Annotated in this window: 18 protein-coding genes and 1 pseudogene; all 19 read right to left on the reverse strand. The window is 27.4% G+C overall.

Translation table 11 applies throughout. The features are described 5' to 3' along the window. Nucleotides 1-2 precede the first annotated feature (2 nt). Nucleotides 3-1,412: a Fe-S cluster assembly protein SufB gene (gene sufB / locus CS899_RS04510; protein ID WP_100064971.1), complete on the reverse strand. Its 1,410-nt coding sequence runs from the start codon at nt 1,410-1,412 to the stop codon at nt 3-5. After that, nucleotides 1,412-2,158 (reverse strand): Fe-S cluster assembly ATPase SufC, encoded by a 747-nt coding sequence (sufC, locus tag CS899_RS04515; protein WP_100064972.1) that lies wholly within the window; start codon nt 2,156-2,158, stop codon nt 1,412-1,414. The genes sufB and sufC overlap by 1 nt, the downstream gene beginning before the upstream one ends. A 453-nt stretch (nt 2,159-2,611) precedes the next feature. Then, nucleotides 2,612-3,937 (reverse strand): sensor histidine kinase, encoded by a 1,326-nt coding sequence (locus CS899_RS04520; protein WP_164995847.1) that lies wholly within the window; start codon nt 3,935-3,937, stop codon nt 2,612-2,614. After that, on the reverse strand, nt 3,915-4,682 hold the full coding sequence (locus tag CS899_RS04525) for a LytR/AlgR family response regulator transcription factor (protein WP_100064974.1): 768 nt from the start codon (nt 4,680-4,682) through the stop codon (nt 3,915-3,917). The genes CS899_RS04520 and CS899_RS04525 overlap by 23 nt, the downstream gene beginning before the upstream one ends. A 76-nt stretch (nt 4,683-4,758) precedes the next feature. Then, nucleotides 4,759-5,472 (reverse strand): ABC transporter permease subunit, encoded by a 714-nt coding sequence (locus CS899_RS04530; protein ID WP_100064975.1) that lies wholly within the window; start codon nt 5,470-5,472, stop codon nt 4,759-4,761. Continuing rightward, nucleotides 5,472-6,329 carry an ABC transporter ATP-binding protein gene (locus tag CS899_RS04535; RefSeq protein ID WP_100064976.1) on the reverse strand — a complete coding sequence of 286 codons (858 nt, stop codon included), beginning with the start codon at nt 6,327-6,329 and terminating at the stop codon, nt 5,472-5,474. The genes CS899_RS04530 and CS899_RS04535 overlap by 1 nt, the downstream gene beginning before the upstream one ends. A 143-nt stretch (nt 6,330-6,472) precedes the next feature. After that, on the reverse strand, nt 6,473-6,733 hold the full coding sequence (locus CS899_RS04540; RefSeq protein WP_100064977.1) for a TfoX/Sxy family protein: 261 nt from the start codon (nt 6,731-6,733) through the stop codon (nt 6,473-6,475). Nucleotides 6,734-6,761: 28 nt separating this feature from the next. Beyond that, nucleotides 6,762-7,001, reverse strand: a pseudogene (locus CS899_RS04545) (OsmC family protein); the annotation flags it as partial. A 15-nt stretch (nt 7,002-7,016) separates the two neighbouring features. Continuing rightward, the gene (locus CS899_RS10805) at nt 7,017-7,181 is read right to left on the reverse strand and encodes an OsmC family protein (protein ID WP_164995848.1); all 165 of its coding nucleotides are present in this window, start codon (nt 7,179-7,181) and stop codon (nt 7,017-7,019) included. A gap of 76 nt (nt 7,182-7,257) precedes the next feature. Beyond that, nucleotides 7,258-7,944 carry a Cache 3/Cache 2 fusion domain-containing protein gene (locus CS899_RS04550; RefSeq protein WP_164995849.1) on the reverse strand — a complete coding sequence of 229 codons (687 nt, stop codon included), beginning with the start codon at nt 7,942-7,944 and terminating at the stop codon, nt 7,258-7,260. A gap of 40 nt (nt 7,945-7,984) precedes the next feature. Beyond that, on the reverse strand, nt 7,985-8,374 hold the full coding sequence (locus CS899_RS04555; protein ID WP_100064980.1) for a hypothetical protein: 390 nt from the start codon (nt 8,372-8,374) through the stop codon (nt 7,985-7,987). 9 nt (nt 8,375-8,383) lie between these two features. Next, nucleotides 8,384-8,743 (reverse strand): hypothetical protein, encoded by a 360-nt coding sequence (locus tag CS899_RS04560; protein ID WP_100065305.1) that lies wholly within the window; start codon nt 8,741-8,743, stop codon nt 8,384-8,386. Beyond that, nucleotides 8,733-9,023, reverse strand: coding sequence for a hypothetical protein (locus CS899_RS04565; protein ID WP_100064981.1), 291 nt, complete (start codon nt 9,021-9,023; stop codon nt 8,733-8,735). Before CS899_RS04565 ends, CS899_RS04560 begins: the two co-directional genes overlap by 11 nt. Before the next feature lie 477 nt (nt 9,024-9,500). After that, nucleotides 9,501-11,549, reverse strand: a complete 2,049-nt coding sequence (locus CS899_RS04570) for a DUF262 domain-containing protein (protein ID WP_100064982.1) — start codon at nt 11,547-11,549, stop codon at nt 9,501-9,503. Continuing rightward, complete coding sequence (locus tag CS899_RS04575; protein WP_100064983.1) at nt 11,542-13,107, reverse strand: DUF262 domain-containing protein; 1,566 nt, start codon at nt 13,105-13,107, stop codon at nt 11,542-11,544. Before CS899_RS04575 ends, CS899_RS04570 begins: the two co-directional genes overlap by 8 nt. A 217-nt stretch (nt 13,108-13,324) precedes the next feature. Further along, on the reverse strand, nt 13,325-14,893 hold the full coding sequence (locus CS899_RS04580) for a recombinase family protein (protein ID WP_100064984.1): 1,569 nt from the start codon (nt 14,891-14,893) through the stop codon (nt 13,325-13,327). Then, nucleotides 14,893-15,294, reverse strand: coding sequence for a recombinase family protein (locus CS899_RS04585; RefSeq protein WP_100064985.1), 402 nt, complete (start codon nt 15,292-15,294; stop codon nt 14,893-14,895). Before CS899_RS04585 ends, CS899_RS04580 begins: the two co-directional genes overlap by 1 nt. 6 nt (nt 15,295-15,300) lie before the next feature. Further along, complete coding sequence (locus CS899_RS04590; RefSeq protein WP_100064986.1) at nt 15,301-16,860, reverse strand: recombinase family protein; 1,560 nt, start codon at nt 16,858-16,860, stop codon at nt 15,301-15,303. A gap of 59 nt (nt 16,861-16,919) precedes the next feature. After that, the gene (locus tag CS899_RS10810; protein ID WP_164995850.1) at nt 16,920-17,081 is read right to left on the reverse strand and encodes an SHOCT domain-containing protein; all 162 of its coding nucleotides are present in this window, start codon (nt 17,079-17,081) and stop codon (nt 16,920-16,922) included. Nucleotides 17,082-17,170 lie beyond the last annotated feature (89 nt).

Genomic DNA, 17,170 nt, shown 5'->3' on the forward strand with positions numbered 1-17,170 from the left:
TCCTAACCTATTGTTCCTTTTAGCTCAAGACTTATTAAGTTATTCATTTCTACAGAATACTCTAGTGGTAACTCTTTAGAAACTGGTTCAACAAATCCTCTTACTACCATGGACTTAGCTTCATCTTCGCTTATTCCTCTACTCATTAAGTAGAATATTGTTTCATCTGAAATTCTACCTATAGTAGCTTCATGTCCAATATCTACATCATCATTTTCTATTATAATAGTTGGCACTGTATCTGAACGAGAAATATTATCTAACATTAAAGATTCACAATTTGTTGTAGCTTTTGCTCCTGTTGCTTCTGGAGTAATTTTTAATAAACCTCTATACGTTGCAATACCACCAGATTTTGAAATTGATTTTGAATTTACATTTGAACTTGTATTTGGTGCTGCCATTACAACTTTTGTGCCTGTATCTAGGTTTTGTCCTTCTCCTGCAAAAGTAACTCCAGTAAATTCAGACTTTGAACCTTCTCCTCTAAGTATACTCATAGGATAAAGATAAGAAACTTTCGAACCAAATGAACCACTTACCCACTCTATTGTTCCATCTTTATCTACTAAAGCTCTTTTTGTATTTAAGTTATACATGTTTTTAGACCAGTTTTCTATCGTTGAATACCTTAAATGTGCCCCTTCTTTTACATGAAGCTCTACACAGCCTGCATGTAAATTATTAACGTTATATTTAGGAGCAGAACATCCTTCTATGAAATGACAATAAGCCCCTTTTTCAACAATTATTAAAGTATGCTCAAATTGTCCTGTCCCTGGTGCATTTTGTCTAAAATAAGATTGTATAGGAATGTCTAAATGTACTCCTTCTGGTACATATACAAATGATCCACCTGACCAAACGGCTCCATGTAAAGCTGCAAATTTATGATCTGATGGTGGTACAAGTTTCATAAAATATTCTTTAACTAAGTCTTCGTGTTCTTTAACAGCTGTTTCGAAATCGGTGTAAATAACACCTTGTTTTGTAAGGTTTTCTTGAATACTATGATAAACAACTTCTGAATCGTACTGTGCACCAACTCCTGCTAAAGATTTTTGGTCTGCTTCTACAATCCCTAAACTGTCAAATGTATTCTTTATATCCTCCGGAACATCTTCCCAAGAATAATTTAAATCTGATTTTGGTTTTACATAAGTTACTATATTATCTATATCTAAATCTGAAATATCAGCTCCCCAAGTTGGAACCTCTGTTTTATTATAAATTTCTAAAGATTTCAATCTAAAATCTAGCATCCACTGTGGCTCTTTTTTTTGTGCTGAAATTTCTTTAATTATCTCTGCAGTAAGACCAGCCTCTGTTTTATAATCATATTCAAATTCATTTTTTACATCATAAATAGCTCTATCTATGCTATCAATTTGTGTTTTTTCAACTTGTGCCATTATTTCACATCCTTCTTATAAGCATCAAATCCATTTTTCTCTATATCTAATGCCAATGACATATCTCCAGTCTTTACAATTTTTCCATCTACAAATATATGAACATAGTCTGGATTAATATTTTCAAGTAACCTTATTTGATGAGTAATAATAACTATCGCATTATTCTCATTATGAAAATCATTAACCCCTTGAGATACTATTCTTATTGCATCAACATCAAGTCCTGAATCTGTTTCATCTAAAAATGCTAACTTAGGATTTAACATGGACATTTGTAAAATTTCATTTTTCTTTCTCTCTCCACCACTAAATCCATCATTTAAATATCTTTGAGCATAACTTGTATTCATTTCTAATTTTTCCATACTAGCTTTTAACTCTCTCTTAAATGGTAAAACTTTTTGAACTTCACCAGTAACAGCTGTTTTAGCTGTTTTTATAAAATTTTCAACTGTTATACCTGAAACAGCTATTGGTGCTTGAAAAGACATAAATATTCCTTCTCTTGCTCTTTCATCTACAGCTAAATCATTTATTAATTTTCCATTGTAATAAATTTCACCACTCGTTACCTCATATACTGGATTTCCCATTATAACATTAGCAAATGTTGTTTTTCCAGCACCATTTGGTCCCATAAAAACATGAATTTCACCAGAATTTATAGTTAAGTCTATACCTTTTAGTATTTCTTTATCTTCAACTTGTGCTTTTATATTTTTTACATTAAGTAATTCTTTCATAGCTCCCCCTGTTTTATATCCTATCTATTTTGTATGATATATAATTGTAATAAACCCGAGTATTTTAGTAGAGTATACTTTCAAAAAAATAGATAACTCTTTTATACCCAGTAATATATTATAATACATATTACAAAATTTTTATAGTGATATTAGTCTTTTTCTAAATAAAAAAAGAAAGTGTTTACCTTTCTTTTTTTGATTTTTGTTTATATTTACTTAAATCCATATTAGATGAACTCATTAATACTCCAATTACTGTACCTATTAACAAGCTATCAAATAATAAATCAAAAATACTACCCCTGAACTAAGTGCAATTCCTACTGTTTTTTTCATATTTTTCATATCCTTATATATATTAAACTTTTCTATACACATATATATTTTTTCTTCTTAAATTGTTCATTTTATTTCTTGAAATGCAAATAAATGTCTTTCTAATTTACACAACTAACCTATTTTTATTATTTGATTAAACTCATTTTCTGTACAACTTGTCTCTCTTACTACATTTTGATACTTTTCTATAATTTCTTTATAATTAACAAGACCTATTCCTCTTTTTTTACCTTTAGTTGAAAAACTTTGTGTGTAAATTTTTTGAATATTAACTTTCTCTTTGGTAGGGTTTTTCACTATAATTGTTGTAATATCTTCTTTAAGTATTATAAGTTTTATTACCTTTTCTTCTAGTTTTTCTACCTCTTCTATTGCATTATCTAGAAGTATTCCTAAACATCTAACTAAATCCATTGTTTTCATATTGAATTTCTCAACTTCATTTAAAACCTCTAAATGAAACTCTACGTTCTTTTCTTCCATTTTCATCATTTTTGAAAGTAATAATCCTTTTACTTCGTTTTGGTTAATTTTTTTAAGTTGAGTATTTTTATTGATTTGTTTTCCCAACTTTTCCTCAAATTCTTTTAAAACATCTTTTAAATATAGTCTTACTCCCTCATAATCTCCTTCTTCTGCCTGAAGTAAGGCTCCTGCTAAAAGGTTTTTATAATCATGGTTATACTTTCTTATATCTTCTTGCATAGACTCTAAAGATTTAATATATGTTTCTTGTTGTTTTATAATAGTATTATTTAGTTCTAAACTTTTCTCTTTAGTCTTTATAACTGCATATATAATTAAACAAATTGATGTTAAAATTAATGGAAGTATTGTTACTAAAACCATAGCTAAATAGCTATCACTAAAATATATTGTCAAAATTGGATTATAGATTATTAAAATTAATATTATTTGAATTCCAACTACTGTATATTTTATTTTATCTGTATTGAATATATCTAAAACGCTAATATTTTTCATGCTTTTTTTCAAAATGAAATATGGGATTAATAATAAAATCAAACTAATTGTTAAAACTACAATTCCAAAACTATCTACTTTGAAAAATTTATCAAATATAAAATATAAAATATTAGTATTCATATATACTAGTGTATCTGTAATTATGCTTGCCATTGTTACAACAAAAATATTATTTAAATAATTATATCTTCCATATGTTATATAAGTGTAAAGAAATACCATAGATAAGCTTCCAAGCATTGAAAATACGTCTCTTGCTATCAATAGATTATTATAATAAAAATAATATATTCCTATTTGGTTTAATTGTCCTAATATAGTGTAAGTAGTAATACCTTTTATAAATATTTTCTTGTCTACTTTTTTATCCAATAATTCACAATATAATAAAATTATAATTCCAGCTAATATAAATCTAGGTATTCCTTCATATAAGTGATAAACTTCCATCATTACCTCTTAATAGTTGATTCTCTTTTCCTCTTATTTTCGATCTTGAAATAGGACATTTTATACCAGTCTCTAGTTCCAATACTCTATATTTTTTGTCTAAAGCCTTTATTTTACTTCTATTTACTAATATAGACCTATGGCTTTTATAAAAATCATCACCTAACTCAACTTCAATCTCTTTTATTTTCCCAAAAAATTCATATGAACTTTCCGTTGTATAAAGAATTATTCTGTGAGCTTTTTCAGAGGTTTCAAAGTAAAGTATTTCATCATAAGGTATTTTATGTACAGTATCAAATATATTTACCGAATAGTATTTACTCTCTGAAACAGGTTCATTGTTTAATCTTTCTATAACACTATCTATAACACCTACTACTTGCTTGATAAAATTTCCTTCAGCGTCTTTTATAATATAATCTAAAGCTTCTAACCTATATTTAAAAGTTTCCATAAGTAAATTATCAAAAGAAGTTATATAAATAATAAAACCTCTAGCATCTCTCTTTCTTATTTCTTTTCCCAAATCAAATCCATTAACTTCAAAACCATTATAATCAATGTCTAAAAAATATATAGAACGTTGATTTATATTTTTTAGATTATCTATAAAATCATTAGGATTACTATAATTTCCCTTTATTTCTATATCATAGTTTTGAATTAAAATATACTTCTCTATTTCATTCTTTAACAATTTAAGAATATTCTTATTATCTTCGCAGATATAAGCATCAATCAATTAATTTCACCTACTTTACACAATTTATGTAAAGTATATCATATATAAATGAAAAAAATTGACTCTAAAGTCAATTCTATTCATCCATTCCATTTTTCTTATATACAAATATAAATATTATCATTGGAATTATTAACCAAGCTGCTATTATTAACCAACTTTTTAAATCAAGCATATAACTCTTGTTTTCTAACATTTCTGTTATATAGTTGCTAAATACTCCTGTTATAGTAAAATCTGAAATTTGCTTTACAATTGTACTCATATTTGAAAATGTTGGTAATAAAGCAACTATTATACTTATAGGTAATACATTTGTTGAAACCTGAGACTGACTTTTTGCAGTTATTCCAAAACTAAATCCTATGATAATCATTGAAACTGTTGATAATACCGTTAATAGTCCATACATAGGTATATTAATATCACTATATGGTATATTCAATATTAATGGTAATATTAAATTTAATCCAACTGTAATAACAAATGGTAGTACTGAACTTCCTATTAAATAATCCATAGCTGATACTGAAGATGTCATTAATGCTCTTAAAGTGTTCTTTTCTTTTTCTTCAGCTATCATATAAGCTGTTAAAGGTATCCCCACCATACCTAAGTTCATTTCTACAACCATAGTTAAACCTAGTTGCTGCATGTCTTTTAACATAAACTTATATAGTATTGCTAAACCAATTATCATTAGTGGCAATACAGCAAAATACATATTTCTGCTAAATAATTTGAATTTTAATGTTGATATTGTTGATATTTTCCTTAAACTTATGTTCATTACTGTAACACCCTTCCTGTTAATTTTATAAATACATCTTCTAATGTCGGTTCTGAAGAGTGAATCGAAGCAACTCTTCTATTTCTTATTAATTCAAATAATGTTTCTAATTCTTTAGAATCTTCTTCAAAAACTAAACTTTCATCATTATCTAAAAGTACTTGAAAAGCTTGCTTTTGATTGTGCTTAAGAATTATATCTTTTGGTCTACCTTGCTCAACTATTACTCCTTCATTTATAAGAGCTAAATTATCACAAAGTTTGTAAGCCTCTTCCATATTATGTGTTGTCAAAAATATAGCAGTTCCAGAATTCTTTAATTCTAATAATAATTCATGTATTGCAATTGATGTACTTGGGTCTAAACCACTTGTTGGCTCATCTAAAAATAATAGTTCTGGTTTATGAATTAACGCTCTTGCTAAAATTAATCTTTGTCTCATTCCTTTTGAAAGTTTATCTGCTCTTTTTTTCTTATGATCTTTTAAGCCTACTCTTTCTAATAGCTTGTCTGCTTCTTCCTTTTTAACATTATGAAGTTTACAATATACCTGCATATTTTCCATAACAGTTAGTCTATCATATAGTCCACTATTATCAGTTACTAGACCTATCTTTCCATAAATATTTGTATTTATATTTTTGACATTTTTACCTAATATGTAAGCCTCTCCAGTAGATGGTTTAAGTTGTCCTGTCAACATTTTAATTGTTGTCGTTTTACCAGCTCCTGAGGGTCCTAAAAAGCCAAAAATTTCTCCATATTTTATCTTAAAGTCAATTCTTTTTATAGCTTTTTTCCCATTAAATTCCTTTGAAATTTTACTAACTTCTAATGCATTTAAATTTCTATCCATAACTTCCTCCTTACTTTATTAACTACATAATATCAATATATTTAATATTTTATGTATTTATTTCCTGAATTGTCAGTTTTACTTCTCAAACGGTCATTTTATTTTACATAAAAATAAAACACCTTCTAAAAAGGTGTTTATTACTAAAATTTATTAACTTTATAAAACTCTTCTAGCTTTTTCTTATCTGCTTCACTAAGTTCTTGTATTTTTATTCCCTGTATAGCACATTCTATAGCTTTTAATTTTGTTAAACAAGATGATGGATCAACTTCTTCTCTTATTTTAAGCCACGCTACTTGAGAACCTACATTTTTTAAATCTTCTATTGTTTCTATTCCAATTTCATTTAACTGCTTCTCTATAATAATTCCAATATTTGGCAATTTCCTTAATTCTGTCATTTAAGACTCCTTTTTACATATGCATCATCTATTTAATTATATTTACTACTCTTTCAAATTCAGGTGTATCAATAATAGTAATTTCAACAGTACAATATTTTTCTATTAAATTTATAAAATTAGTAATTCTATCTTCTGGATCATCACTTTCTATATAATAAGTTGTTTTTATTTTAGATAGACCCCTGCCTTTTTCAGAATCTATTTCTGCCTCTTCTTTCAATTTAAAAGATTTTAAATTAAGTCTTAACTTTTTGCTAACTCCTTTAGCAGTAACAGTTTTTCACGCTCCTATTGATGATAGTAATGCTTCAACTGGCGTCATTCCTTTATCAGTTCCACCTTTTTCAATAGGCTCATCTAGAATAAATTCGTAGTCTCTAGATTTACAAATTGCTTCAAATTCTTCTCCTGCTTCTATTATTGACGAATAATTTTTTATTGTCATACTAATCCTCCAAAATATTTCTTCACATATAACTTTATTTTAATTATTTTCTAAACAAAACTAAATTTGTTTAATTTTATTCTTTACTATTAACTCTTTTTCCAAGCATAGACATCCCCACTAAAGCTATTAAAGCCCCTAGTGAAACAGTTCTTAATATAATAATTGAAATATTAATCTTATTCATCTTAGAATCATGTACTTCTACAATACTATCTAATTCTGCTGTTGGCATACCTACAAATAATAGTCCTATTACATTATTATTCTTATCTTTTATAGGTTGGTATGCAGTATAATAATTATCTCCTAGTATCTCTGCTTCACCAGTGTAAATATCCCCATTTATAACTTTATTATATGCTTTGTGATCATTACCTAAGTATGTACTTATAGCTCTTTCATTTTCATCAGACATAATACTTGTAGAAATTCTTTTAAAATCATCATTAACTCTAACAAAAATAGTAGCTTTGTCACCTAAATCTTCTGATATTGAATCGACTACATTAAATTTCCCTTCTATGCTATTTCCATTATTATCAAGTAAAGTTCCATCTCCTTGAGTCAGTGTGCCATAAGAATTGTTTATATACTTCATAGTTAAGTTTATGTTATTTTCAACATGTTTTTTTAATAATTTATTTTTAATATTTTCTATATCATTTGTACTATTAGAATACCCTAATAAACCTATAACCATACTTATTAATAAAGCTAGCATTCCACAGTACGCTATTAACTTAGTTTTACTCAGTTTCATATACATTCCTCATTTTATTATTTATTTTAATTATATATTTTTACTTAAAATGTTCTTCCATACCTATAAAAACTTTTTTAAACCCAAGCCATGCAAAACATGATATTGCTGCTATAGTACCAAGTCTTCCTCCGATACCTAAATATGCACTAGTAGAAGCAATAAATAGTATTCCTGTCATTAAAGATATAATTGCCATTTCAAAAATATTCAATGCATTTTCAACAGAGATCATACCTGCATAAGAAGAACAAGCTGCTGCTAATGTCAACATTCCTCCTATGTTTGGAAAAAAATAAGGAATCATAAGTCCCGATATTAATGTTATAATAGCTGAAGCAATAACAGAACCTCTTTTTAAAATATTAGATACTATATAAGTACTTATTCCTGCAACTACAGATATTATTAAAATTATTATTTCTTCCATTTAACTCTCCTATTTAAAAATACTTGTTATAATCTTCGTAATTATTGTAGATAAGGCCGCTGTTGTTCCGCCTTTACCTCCAATACCTGCATAAATTTCTGCTGTGTTTATAAAAATTATACTAACAACCAAGCTTCCAATTGCTGCTACTGGCAAAGATGGAATTACATCTAGTGAACTCATTCCAACAAAAGATGAGGTATACGTTATCCCAGCTAAATTATTTGGCAAAAATATAGCAGCCATTACACCTACCAAACCGTTAGCAATAACTGCTCCATATCCCATTTTATGGTTTATAAACCATGTTAAAGTAACCCCTATAAATGAGCATATTAAAACATATATATTTTTCTTTTTAATCTTCATCTTTATCATTACCTTCTATCGTTTGTTTAAAATGATCTACTAAACTTATTGCAAAAAAACAACCAAAGATTATAAGAATCTCTATTTTGTAAAAGTTTTCCTCGTTAATAACTGTAGATATTATCAATCCTCCACCTGTTGCAATAAATGCCACTAATCCTAAGACTTTTGTAGTCATTTTACTAATTAACTTCTTTTTCAAATCATCACCGCCAGATATTTTATATAGTTCATTTAGTTTTATATACTTATTACTAGTATATAAAACTAGACTAAGCATATATTCTATTCTTAGTCTAAATTATATCACTTTATGAAGCAATCTTAAATTGAAAAAATATAAACACTTGTTTGTTATTTTGTGACAGATATAATATTATCTAAATTAACTTAAATCTTATATTTTTATAAAATTTAAAACACATAAATTATTGTTATTCATTTGTTTTGTATAAGAATATACATTTAACTTTTGTAATCAATCCTTGCTATTTCATTAATCTATCCAATAATATAGTCTTATATACTAAATAATTACCTCTTTAATATATATGTAAAATATAAAACTCATTTTTTATCTATATAGTTAGAATAATTATAATTTTTATTATCTAACTATACTGTGCATTGCTTTATTTCTATTAATATTCTCAAATAGTCATTCTTTGTAAGAGCAAAATAGTCTCCACATGAAACGTTTCGTTTTAATTGATTGATTTTTGATAGTTGAAGGGTTTATTTTGTTATAAGATTTATACTACTTTGTTAGTGGAAACATATCAGCCATGTACTCTAAAGCCTCTGTAATTAAATCACCAGTTTTAGTTATAAAAGTATCTTTTTGACTAGATATTTTATATGAACCAGATTTATATCGAATCTCCACATCGTTATACTCAAGCCAAATATCTCCATAAGTTCCTATTTCGTGCCTTAATGTAGTTATAATACCATTTTTTTTCAGTTCAATATCCAATGTTGATAAATATAAGTCTAGATTATATCCGTTAGTCCATTTATTCGGAACAAGCAAAATTCTTTTTCCTGAATCAAATAATCTTAAATGATTTTTGCTCATTTTGTCAAATAAACCCGAATGTCGAATTAAACAATATCTCCAGTCATTTTGACCAATTATTGATGAATTTAAAATATCTAACATTTGTTCTTTTAGATTTTTTTTAATAGAAATCTTATCGAGAAAGTCCTTAACCTTAGCTGGTTCATCTGAAAATAGTCTTTTTAAACTATATGTACTACTCCCTTCCTTAGGATCATTTATACATAAAGTTTTAAACTTGCTTATTGGCAAAGTATAATCACAAAAGCATAATAATGCTTGTCTTAACAAAATTTCATATTTGGGTTGTTTTTCTTCAAATAACACGTCAATTTTTCCCCAATATTCTTCAAATATATTAGCATTAAATAATTCGTTTTTATACCCATAAACCAATGCCGCTCTAATGGTTCCAGTAAAATAAGGATGCTTTTCAGCTTGATAAAGCACTTTTGCATCATCTTCACTATTATATATAATCTTAGCCTTTTGAATTTCTTCATTAATTTGTCTAGAATAAAACCCTGATATTTTAGGTGTTTTTATTAAGTGTTCTATTATATTATCCGAAAATTTTGAAATATCATTTATACCTCTTATTGCGGCTAAATTAGTAGCAGTACTATCAATTGGTGAATTAACTATTAAGTTTTCTAATACTCTTAACCACTGATGTATTGATTCACTAACTTTCCCATTCTTTTGAAATAAATACTCCACTAGAGCATGAAACATAAGTCTATCAGAATAAGTGCTTCTAGATGAACTAGCGTCAATAATAATTTGTGAAATTTTAGAATCTGTTTTTTTACTACCCACATTTAATGTAAATATTATCCTATCAAATATTTCCTCATCTAGTTGTTTGAAATCAAAGCCATTAGCCCAATTTTCAGGATCAAGTTTCATCTGATTATTACTAAATAAAACTTGAAAGAAGTTAAGAAAACTTTCATCAAAATTGTTCTTGTATTCTCTCCAAAAAAAATCAGTCCATGCTCCATCAAATAAATTTTCAAATTCATTAGACTTAGCTGAAGAAAAATCTCTTAATCTAGAAAATAATCTTGCTTTGAAATTTTCAAAAGGAGTTAATAATTTCCCCCTAGCATTTAGTTTAATATACAATGAATCTTCCATACCTAGTTTATCCATTTCAAGAAATTGAAAAATTAAAGGTTTTTCATTTTTTTTAAGTAATCTTTCTCCTAAATCAGGCATATCTGCAAATTTAGTTTCTATCGCATTCAACATAACCAATGTAGATTTTACAGTTGGGTCATTCTCCCATTCTGATATAAACCATTCAGAATCTCTAACTTCATCAGCTACAGAAGCTACTGATGATTTATTAGTTTCATTAAAATCAAAAACTTCGCTTCGATGTTTAATCAATGATTCAAAAAACTTTCGAGAGCTTTTCCTAGTTTCATAAGTAAACTTCATAAGCACATCAGTATAAATTTCATTATTTCTAAAAGCATAAAGATGTAATAAAAATAAAGTGGTAAGCCTTTGTTGTCCATCTAGTGGTATGAATTTATCATCCTTCATCTTCCCATATACAAAATTCAAATCTAAAGGATCATCATCATTTTTAAGTGAAGCTTTTATATCTGATAACAAATTATCTCGAATAAGTGTTGTATTAAAATCTTCCCTCCCTTGAGCATAATCTCTTTGAATAATTGGAATTTCAACAAAATAATTATTCAATAATTCTATTAAACTTTTAATTTTACTCATTATTTGAACCTCCTAGGAAAAAAGTATTTAGTATTTCATTTATATTATCTAAATATGATTTTTTATCATGCTCATTCCAGATCTCCATATCATTAAAATCAGTTGAATACGCTTTTAGGAATACATTCTTTGTACATAATGGCACAAACAAACCATTCTTTTCCTTTTCTAAAATGATTTTTCTTTTATCTTGATATGGGGCCTCTTTATAACCTCTATTTGTTGCAGCATCTAATAAAACTAAGTTTCTTAATGTATCATCAGACTCGTCTGATTCATCAGCAGTAGCGTGTATATGCTCTAAATCCCATTTTTCATTTTTAAATATATCAAATGGAAACCGATATTGCTTTTCGCTTTTTGTTATCAAAGTCGCAAGATTATGAAGCAAAAGTACTCTTTTTATTTTCTTTTTTTCATAAGAATTATCATAAGATAAATTAACTAATGATTCTACATCATGTTTTCCAATAGTCTGTTCAACTTTATCAATTAATTTGGACACAATCTCACTTTTCCTTCTATTTCTTGTAAGCTTAAAAATATCTTCAATGCTTACTCCAGAAGTAATTAAGTATCCAATTAAGTGATATTTTTGCAAATCTTTATACCATTCTCTAAACTCAGAATACAACTTTTCTATTAAATCCCATATATATTTTACAGCTTGTTTCTTATCTTCTTGTATTTTTAGATACCTTTGAAGTACAAGAAAAGGAAATAATCTAGAATCGTAACTGTAATTTACATCAATATTTCCACTGATTGATTTTGCTAATATTAAAAATAACATATCAATACGTGTACCATATTCTTCTGTTTCATTCAAAAAATACCAAAAAGAATCTTCCCTAAGTCCTTGCTCTATTCTATCCCAAGAAATCGACAATTCTAGTTGTTCCTTAACAATATCATTTGAAACCATGCTATTAAAATTATCACTATTTAAAATTAATGCTTTTATTAATTCCGAATTAGTTAAGGGAATTTTACCTAGATTAACTTTTGTAAATATTGCAACTGGATCATCATTATCTGGAATTTCATACCAAATAAAAAAAACATACTTTCTAATTTTTGTATTTAACTCTTGTATAGCAACAGATTTATCTTCTTGTTTATCTAACCACTCATTAATATATTCATAGGCATTAGAAATATAATAATAGTCAATAAACTCATGCTTTTTATTTGCTAAAATTACATCGTCTGATAAGTTATTTAAAAAATCAGAACTATTCTTTCTAGTTTCAAATTCAACTGAGTATGGTGGTTTAGCCGACCTTATTTCTTGTTCTGCAATTTTCATAAAAATAAAAATTGTTGTTAACCGTTGTTGACCATCAACAACTTCAAAACTTCCATCCTTACGCCTTTTTACAATAAGTGGCTGAATACAGTAACGATTACCACTCTCGGGCAAAAATTCATTAATATCTTCAAAAAGTGCTTCTACTTCATCTTTCGTCCAGCGATATCCCCTTTGGTAAGAAGGAATATAAAAATTTAAATCTTTTAATTCTAATATAGTTCTTGTACCAATTACAGCATTTTGCATATACAGAATCACTCCAGTCCATTTAATAACTTTTATTATAACATTTTAATAAAATCAATACATTAATACATCAACAAACATTATGCTCAATAATACTGCTAAATAGCCTTTGCTTAACTTTGACATAAAAACCTCCTTATTACTAGATGAAAACGTATTTTTATTTTATTATATCAAAAATAAGGTCAAGATACTTTAAATATTTAGTATCTTGACCTTATTTCTTAATTTCTATTTTATTGCCAGTTTTAAATTCTACTTCCATATAATCATCATATACTATAATTTTATCAATGATTCTTCGAACTAAACTTTCATCATAGTTTTCAATTTTAGCATATGAAGTTTTAAGGTAAGCCTTTATATCTTGGACTCTTCTTCGCTTTTCACTTCTTGTTGCATTTGCAATCATAACTTCTTGTTTCTTATCTCTAAGTTCATATATTTCTTCTGCAATTCTCTCATACTCAGTCTTTGAATTAGACTTTTGTATTAATTCATTTTGTAGTTCATGAAGCTTTTCATCGATATCATCAACTGTAACATCAAATTTTTCATCTAATACTTTCATTACATTTTCTTCTATGATTTTAACATAATCATTCTTATTTTCTATTAGTACATTTATAGCTTCAACCACTACTTCGTGAAGGAGATCTTCTTTGACTGTTCTAGCTTTACATTTTTCTGGTCCATTTTCTACTCTAGTAACACATCGCCACACAATTGATTTAAAACCTCTACTATTCCATTTAATTCTTCTAAAAATATCTTCACAATTAGAGCAGAACACTATTCCAGATAAAGCATACTTTCCTAAGTGAACTCTTTTATTTTGTTTTCTTTTCCCTGAATATAAATTTGAACGTCTTGCTAATTCTTCTTGAGCTCTCCTAAAAACTTCCTTTGATACTATACCCTCATGATTATCTTCTACATAATATTGAGGCATAATTCCCTTATTGTTTACTCTTTTTCTTGTTAAAAAGTCTACTGTGTAGCTTTTTTGCAAAAGTGCATCACCCATATACTTTTCATTTCTTAATATTCGGTAAATATCGCCATTAGACCACCTAGTTATTCCTGTAGCTGTTTTACACTTATCATTTTCCAATCCTCTTGCTATAGCAGTAGGTCCTTTACCTTCCAAAAATTCTAAAAATATTCTCTTCACTATCTCTGCTTCTTCTGGGACAATGATAAGCTGTTTTTTATCGTCCTTTGTATATCCTAAAAATTTAGTTGCATTAACTATTACCTGTCCTTGCTGAAATCTATATTGATAGCCTAATTTTATATTTTGGCTTAATGACTGACTTTCTTGCTGTGCAAGTGATGCCATAATGGTAAGCAACACTTCTCCTTTTGAATCCATAGTGTTAATGTTCTCTTTTTCAAAATACACTGGAATCCCTAGGTCTTTAAGTTCCCTAATATACTTTAAACAATCCAGTGTATTCCTTGCAAATCTGGATATTGATTTAGTAATTATCATATCAATATTTCCATCATTACAAGCTTTAATCATTCGATTAAATTCATTTCTATTTTTAGTGTTTGTTCCTGATATTCCATCATCGGCATAAATATCTGCTAATATCCAATCTGGATTTTTACTTATATAGTTGGTATAATGTTGAACTTGAGTTTCAAAGCTACCCATCTGCTCTTCACTATCTGTTGATACCCTACAATACGCTGCTACCTTTACCTTTGGTTTTTCATTTTCTTTTTCCTTTTTTATATCCCTACGAGCAGGAATTATCATTATTTTTCTATCATCCATTAAATCACCGCCTCTATCTTAGAATAAACATATTCAGCTTGAGCAAATGGCTCTTCATATTTTTCTTCAATTTTCTTTAAATTAAATTGTAGTCTAATTTCTAGTTTTCTATTTGCAGGTTTAAAATTTCTTCCTAATTTATTTTTTCTTTTCTCCCTTTCTTCCTGTGCTTTATGAAAGATTTCTTCATCAATAATCTTTGGATGAAATTCATCTCCTAAATAAGTTTTGTTTTTCAGTATTCTTCCAATAGAGCTATGTGAGCCTTCTAATCCAGCCATATTCCCTGATTTTTGTATAGAGAAACCTAAAAGGTAATTATTAAATATTTTTCTAATCTTTTCAGATTCTTCTTCATTAACTTTAATTTCTCCATTTTTTACTACATATCCAAATAACATATTCTTTCACTCCAGTTCTTCTTGAAAGACTAAACCACATTTCAAATGAAATTCTATTTTACTTCTTGTCTCAACAAATATATGATCTACTATTTCTCTAAAGTAATCTTCATTAAATATAGTCAGATACCTTTGATTCATAAGTAGTTTATTCAACTTATTTAGCTCTTTAATTTTAAAGGATATATCTATTTTTTCTTGAATCTTTTCTTGCTTTTTCTGATTTAAAACTTCTAATTTATTATCTATCCTTTGGATTTCTTCACTGTAAGAATTATCGTCAATTAGTTTAGCTTTAAGTAAATCATTTAATCTCTCATGCCTTCCATGAAGTCCTTTTATCTCTGCGCCTATCACTTTTATATCTTTTTCTACCATACTGCCATTGTCTTTAGTCAACTCAGTTAAAGGTTTTTCAATAACAAGTTTCCTAGAAAAAATCAACTTATTTACCATGTTTAGAAAAGCTACTTTTATATCTTCATCTCTTATAAACTTAATACTACAACTATCTGGATTTGATAGTCTAGTTTCACATGTCCAAGCTATATAAGAAGTATTATTTGTAGAATAATGAGTTCTTCTTTTAAACTTTCCTCCACAATCTCCACAAATAATCTTTCCTGAAAAGGCATATCTATTTTGATATTTTTTACTTGAGTCATTTCCTTTCTTTAAGGCGTTATATTCCATTAAGTCTTGTACTCTTTCAAAATCTTCTCTTTTAATAATTCCTTCATGATTGTTCTCAATAAAGTACATATCTTTTTGCCCTTTATTTCTTTTTCTTTTATAGTTATGGTCAGTAAATGTCTTTTGTAAAATAGCATCTCCTACATACTTTTCATTTTTCAAAATATTGTTAATCGTTCCCTCTACCCACTTTTCTCCCTTAGGTGAAGGTACATTCTCTTTATTTAATATCTCTGCGATTGAATAAGCTCCTTTGCCTGATAAGTAATGTATAAAAATATCCTCAACTATCTTTTTCTTTTCTCTATTAACCATTAAATTTCCATCTTCTACATCATATCCAAATGGAGCATAACCATGTTTATATGTTCCATTCTCTATCCTTCGTCTAAAGGACCACTTATTATTTTCAGAAATAGACATTGATTCATTTTCAGCAAGAGAACTTAATATTGTAAGGATTAATTCACTTTCCATACTCCCAGTGTTCAGGTTTTCTTTTTCAAAGTAAATAAATACGCCTAGATTCATAAGCTCTCTTACTATCTCTAAACTATCAATTAAATTCCTTGAAAACCTTGATATTGATTTTGTTAGAATTAAATCAATTCTTCCCGCTCTTGCATGCTCTAATAATCTTAATAAACCTTCTCTTTTTTCTACTGATGTTCCTGTAATTCCTTCATCATAGTAGACGTCTATAAATTTCCAGTCTGGATTTTTAGTAATATAAGAATAATAATGTTTCTTTTGATTTTCTAAACTTTCCAGTTGGTCATTACTTGAAGTCGAAACTCTAGCATAGGCAGCAACTTTCGTTTTTAGTTTCTCTCTTTTCTCTTTATTAACATCTAGTTTTCTTACCTTTTTCAATCTTTCACCCCCTTTTTGCAGTGTGTATATTACCTCTTAAACCAGTTATTAGCAACGGTTTAAGGCAATAGTTCCATTAAGAATGGTGTGTATTCTTCCTTTAATAATTCTTTGATTTTTGAATGTTCTTCCTCATCAATTAAAGCTAGTTCTAACATATTATCTATAATATTTTTAGCTCTAAAATAATCAATTTCGTTATAAATTTCATTTTCAGTCATACTTTTCCTCCTAAGCTACGTTACAGATTTATAAAAATTAATTCCTTCATAACTCTTAGGACAAAAAGTGTGATTTTGAGTAAAAAAAT

It is taken from the genome of Miniphocaeibacter massiliensis, assembly GCF_900232905.1.
Lineage (GTDB): Bacteria > Bacillota > Clostridia > Tissierellales > Peptoniphilaceae > Miniphocaeibacter > Miniphocaeibacter massiliensis.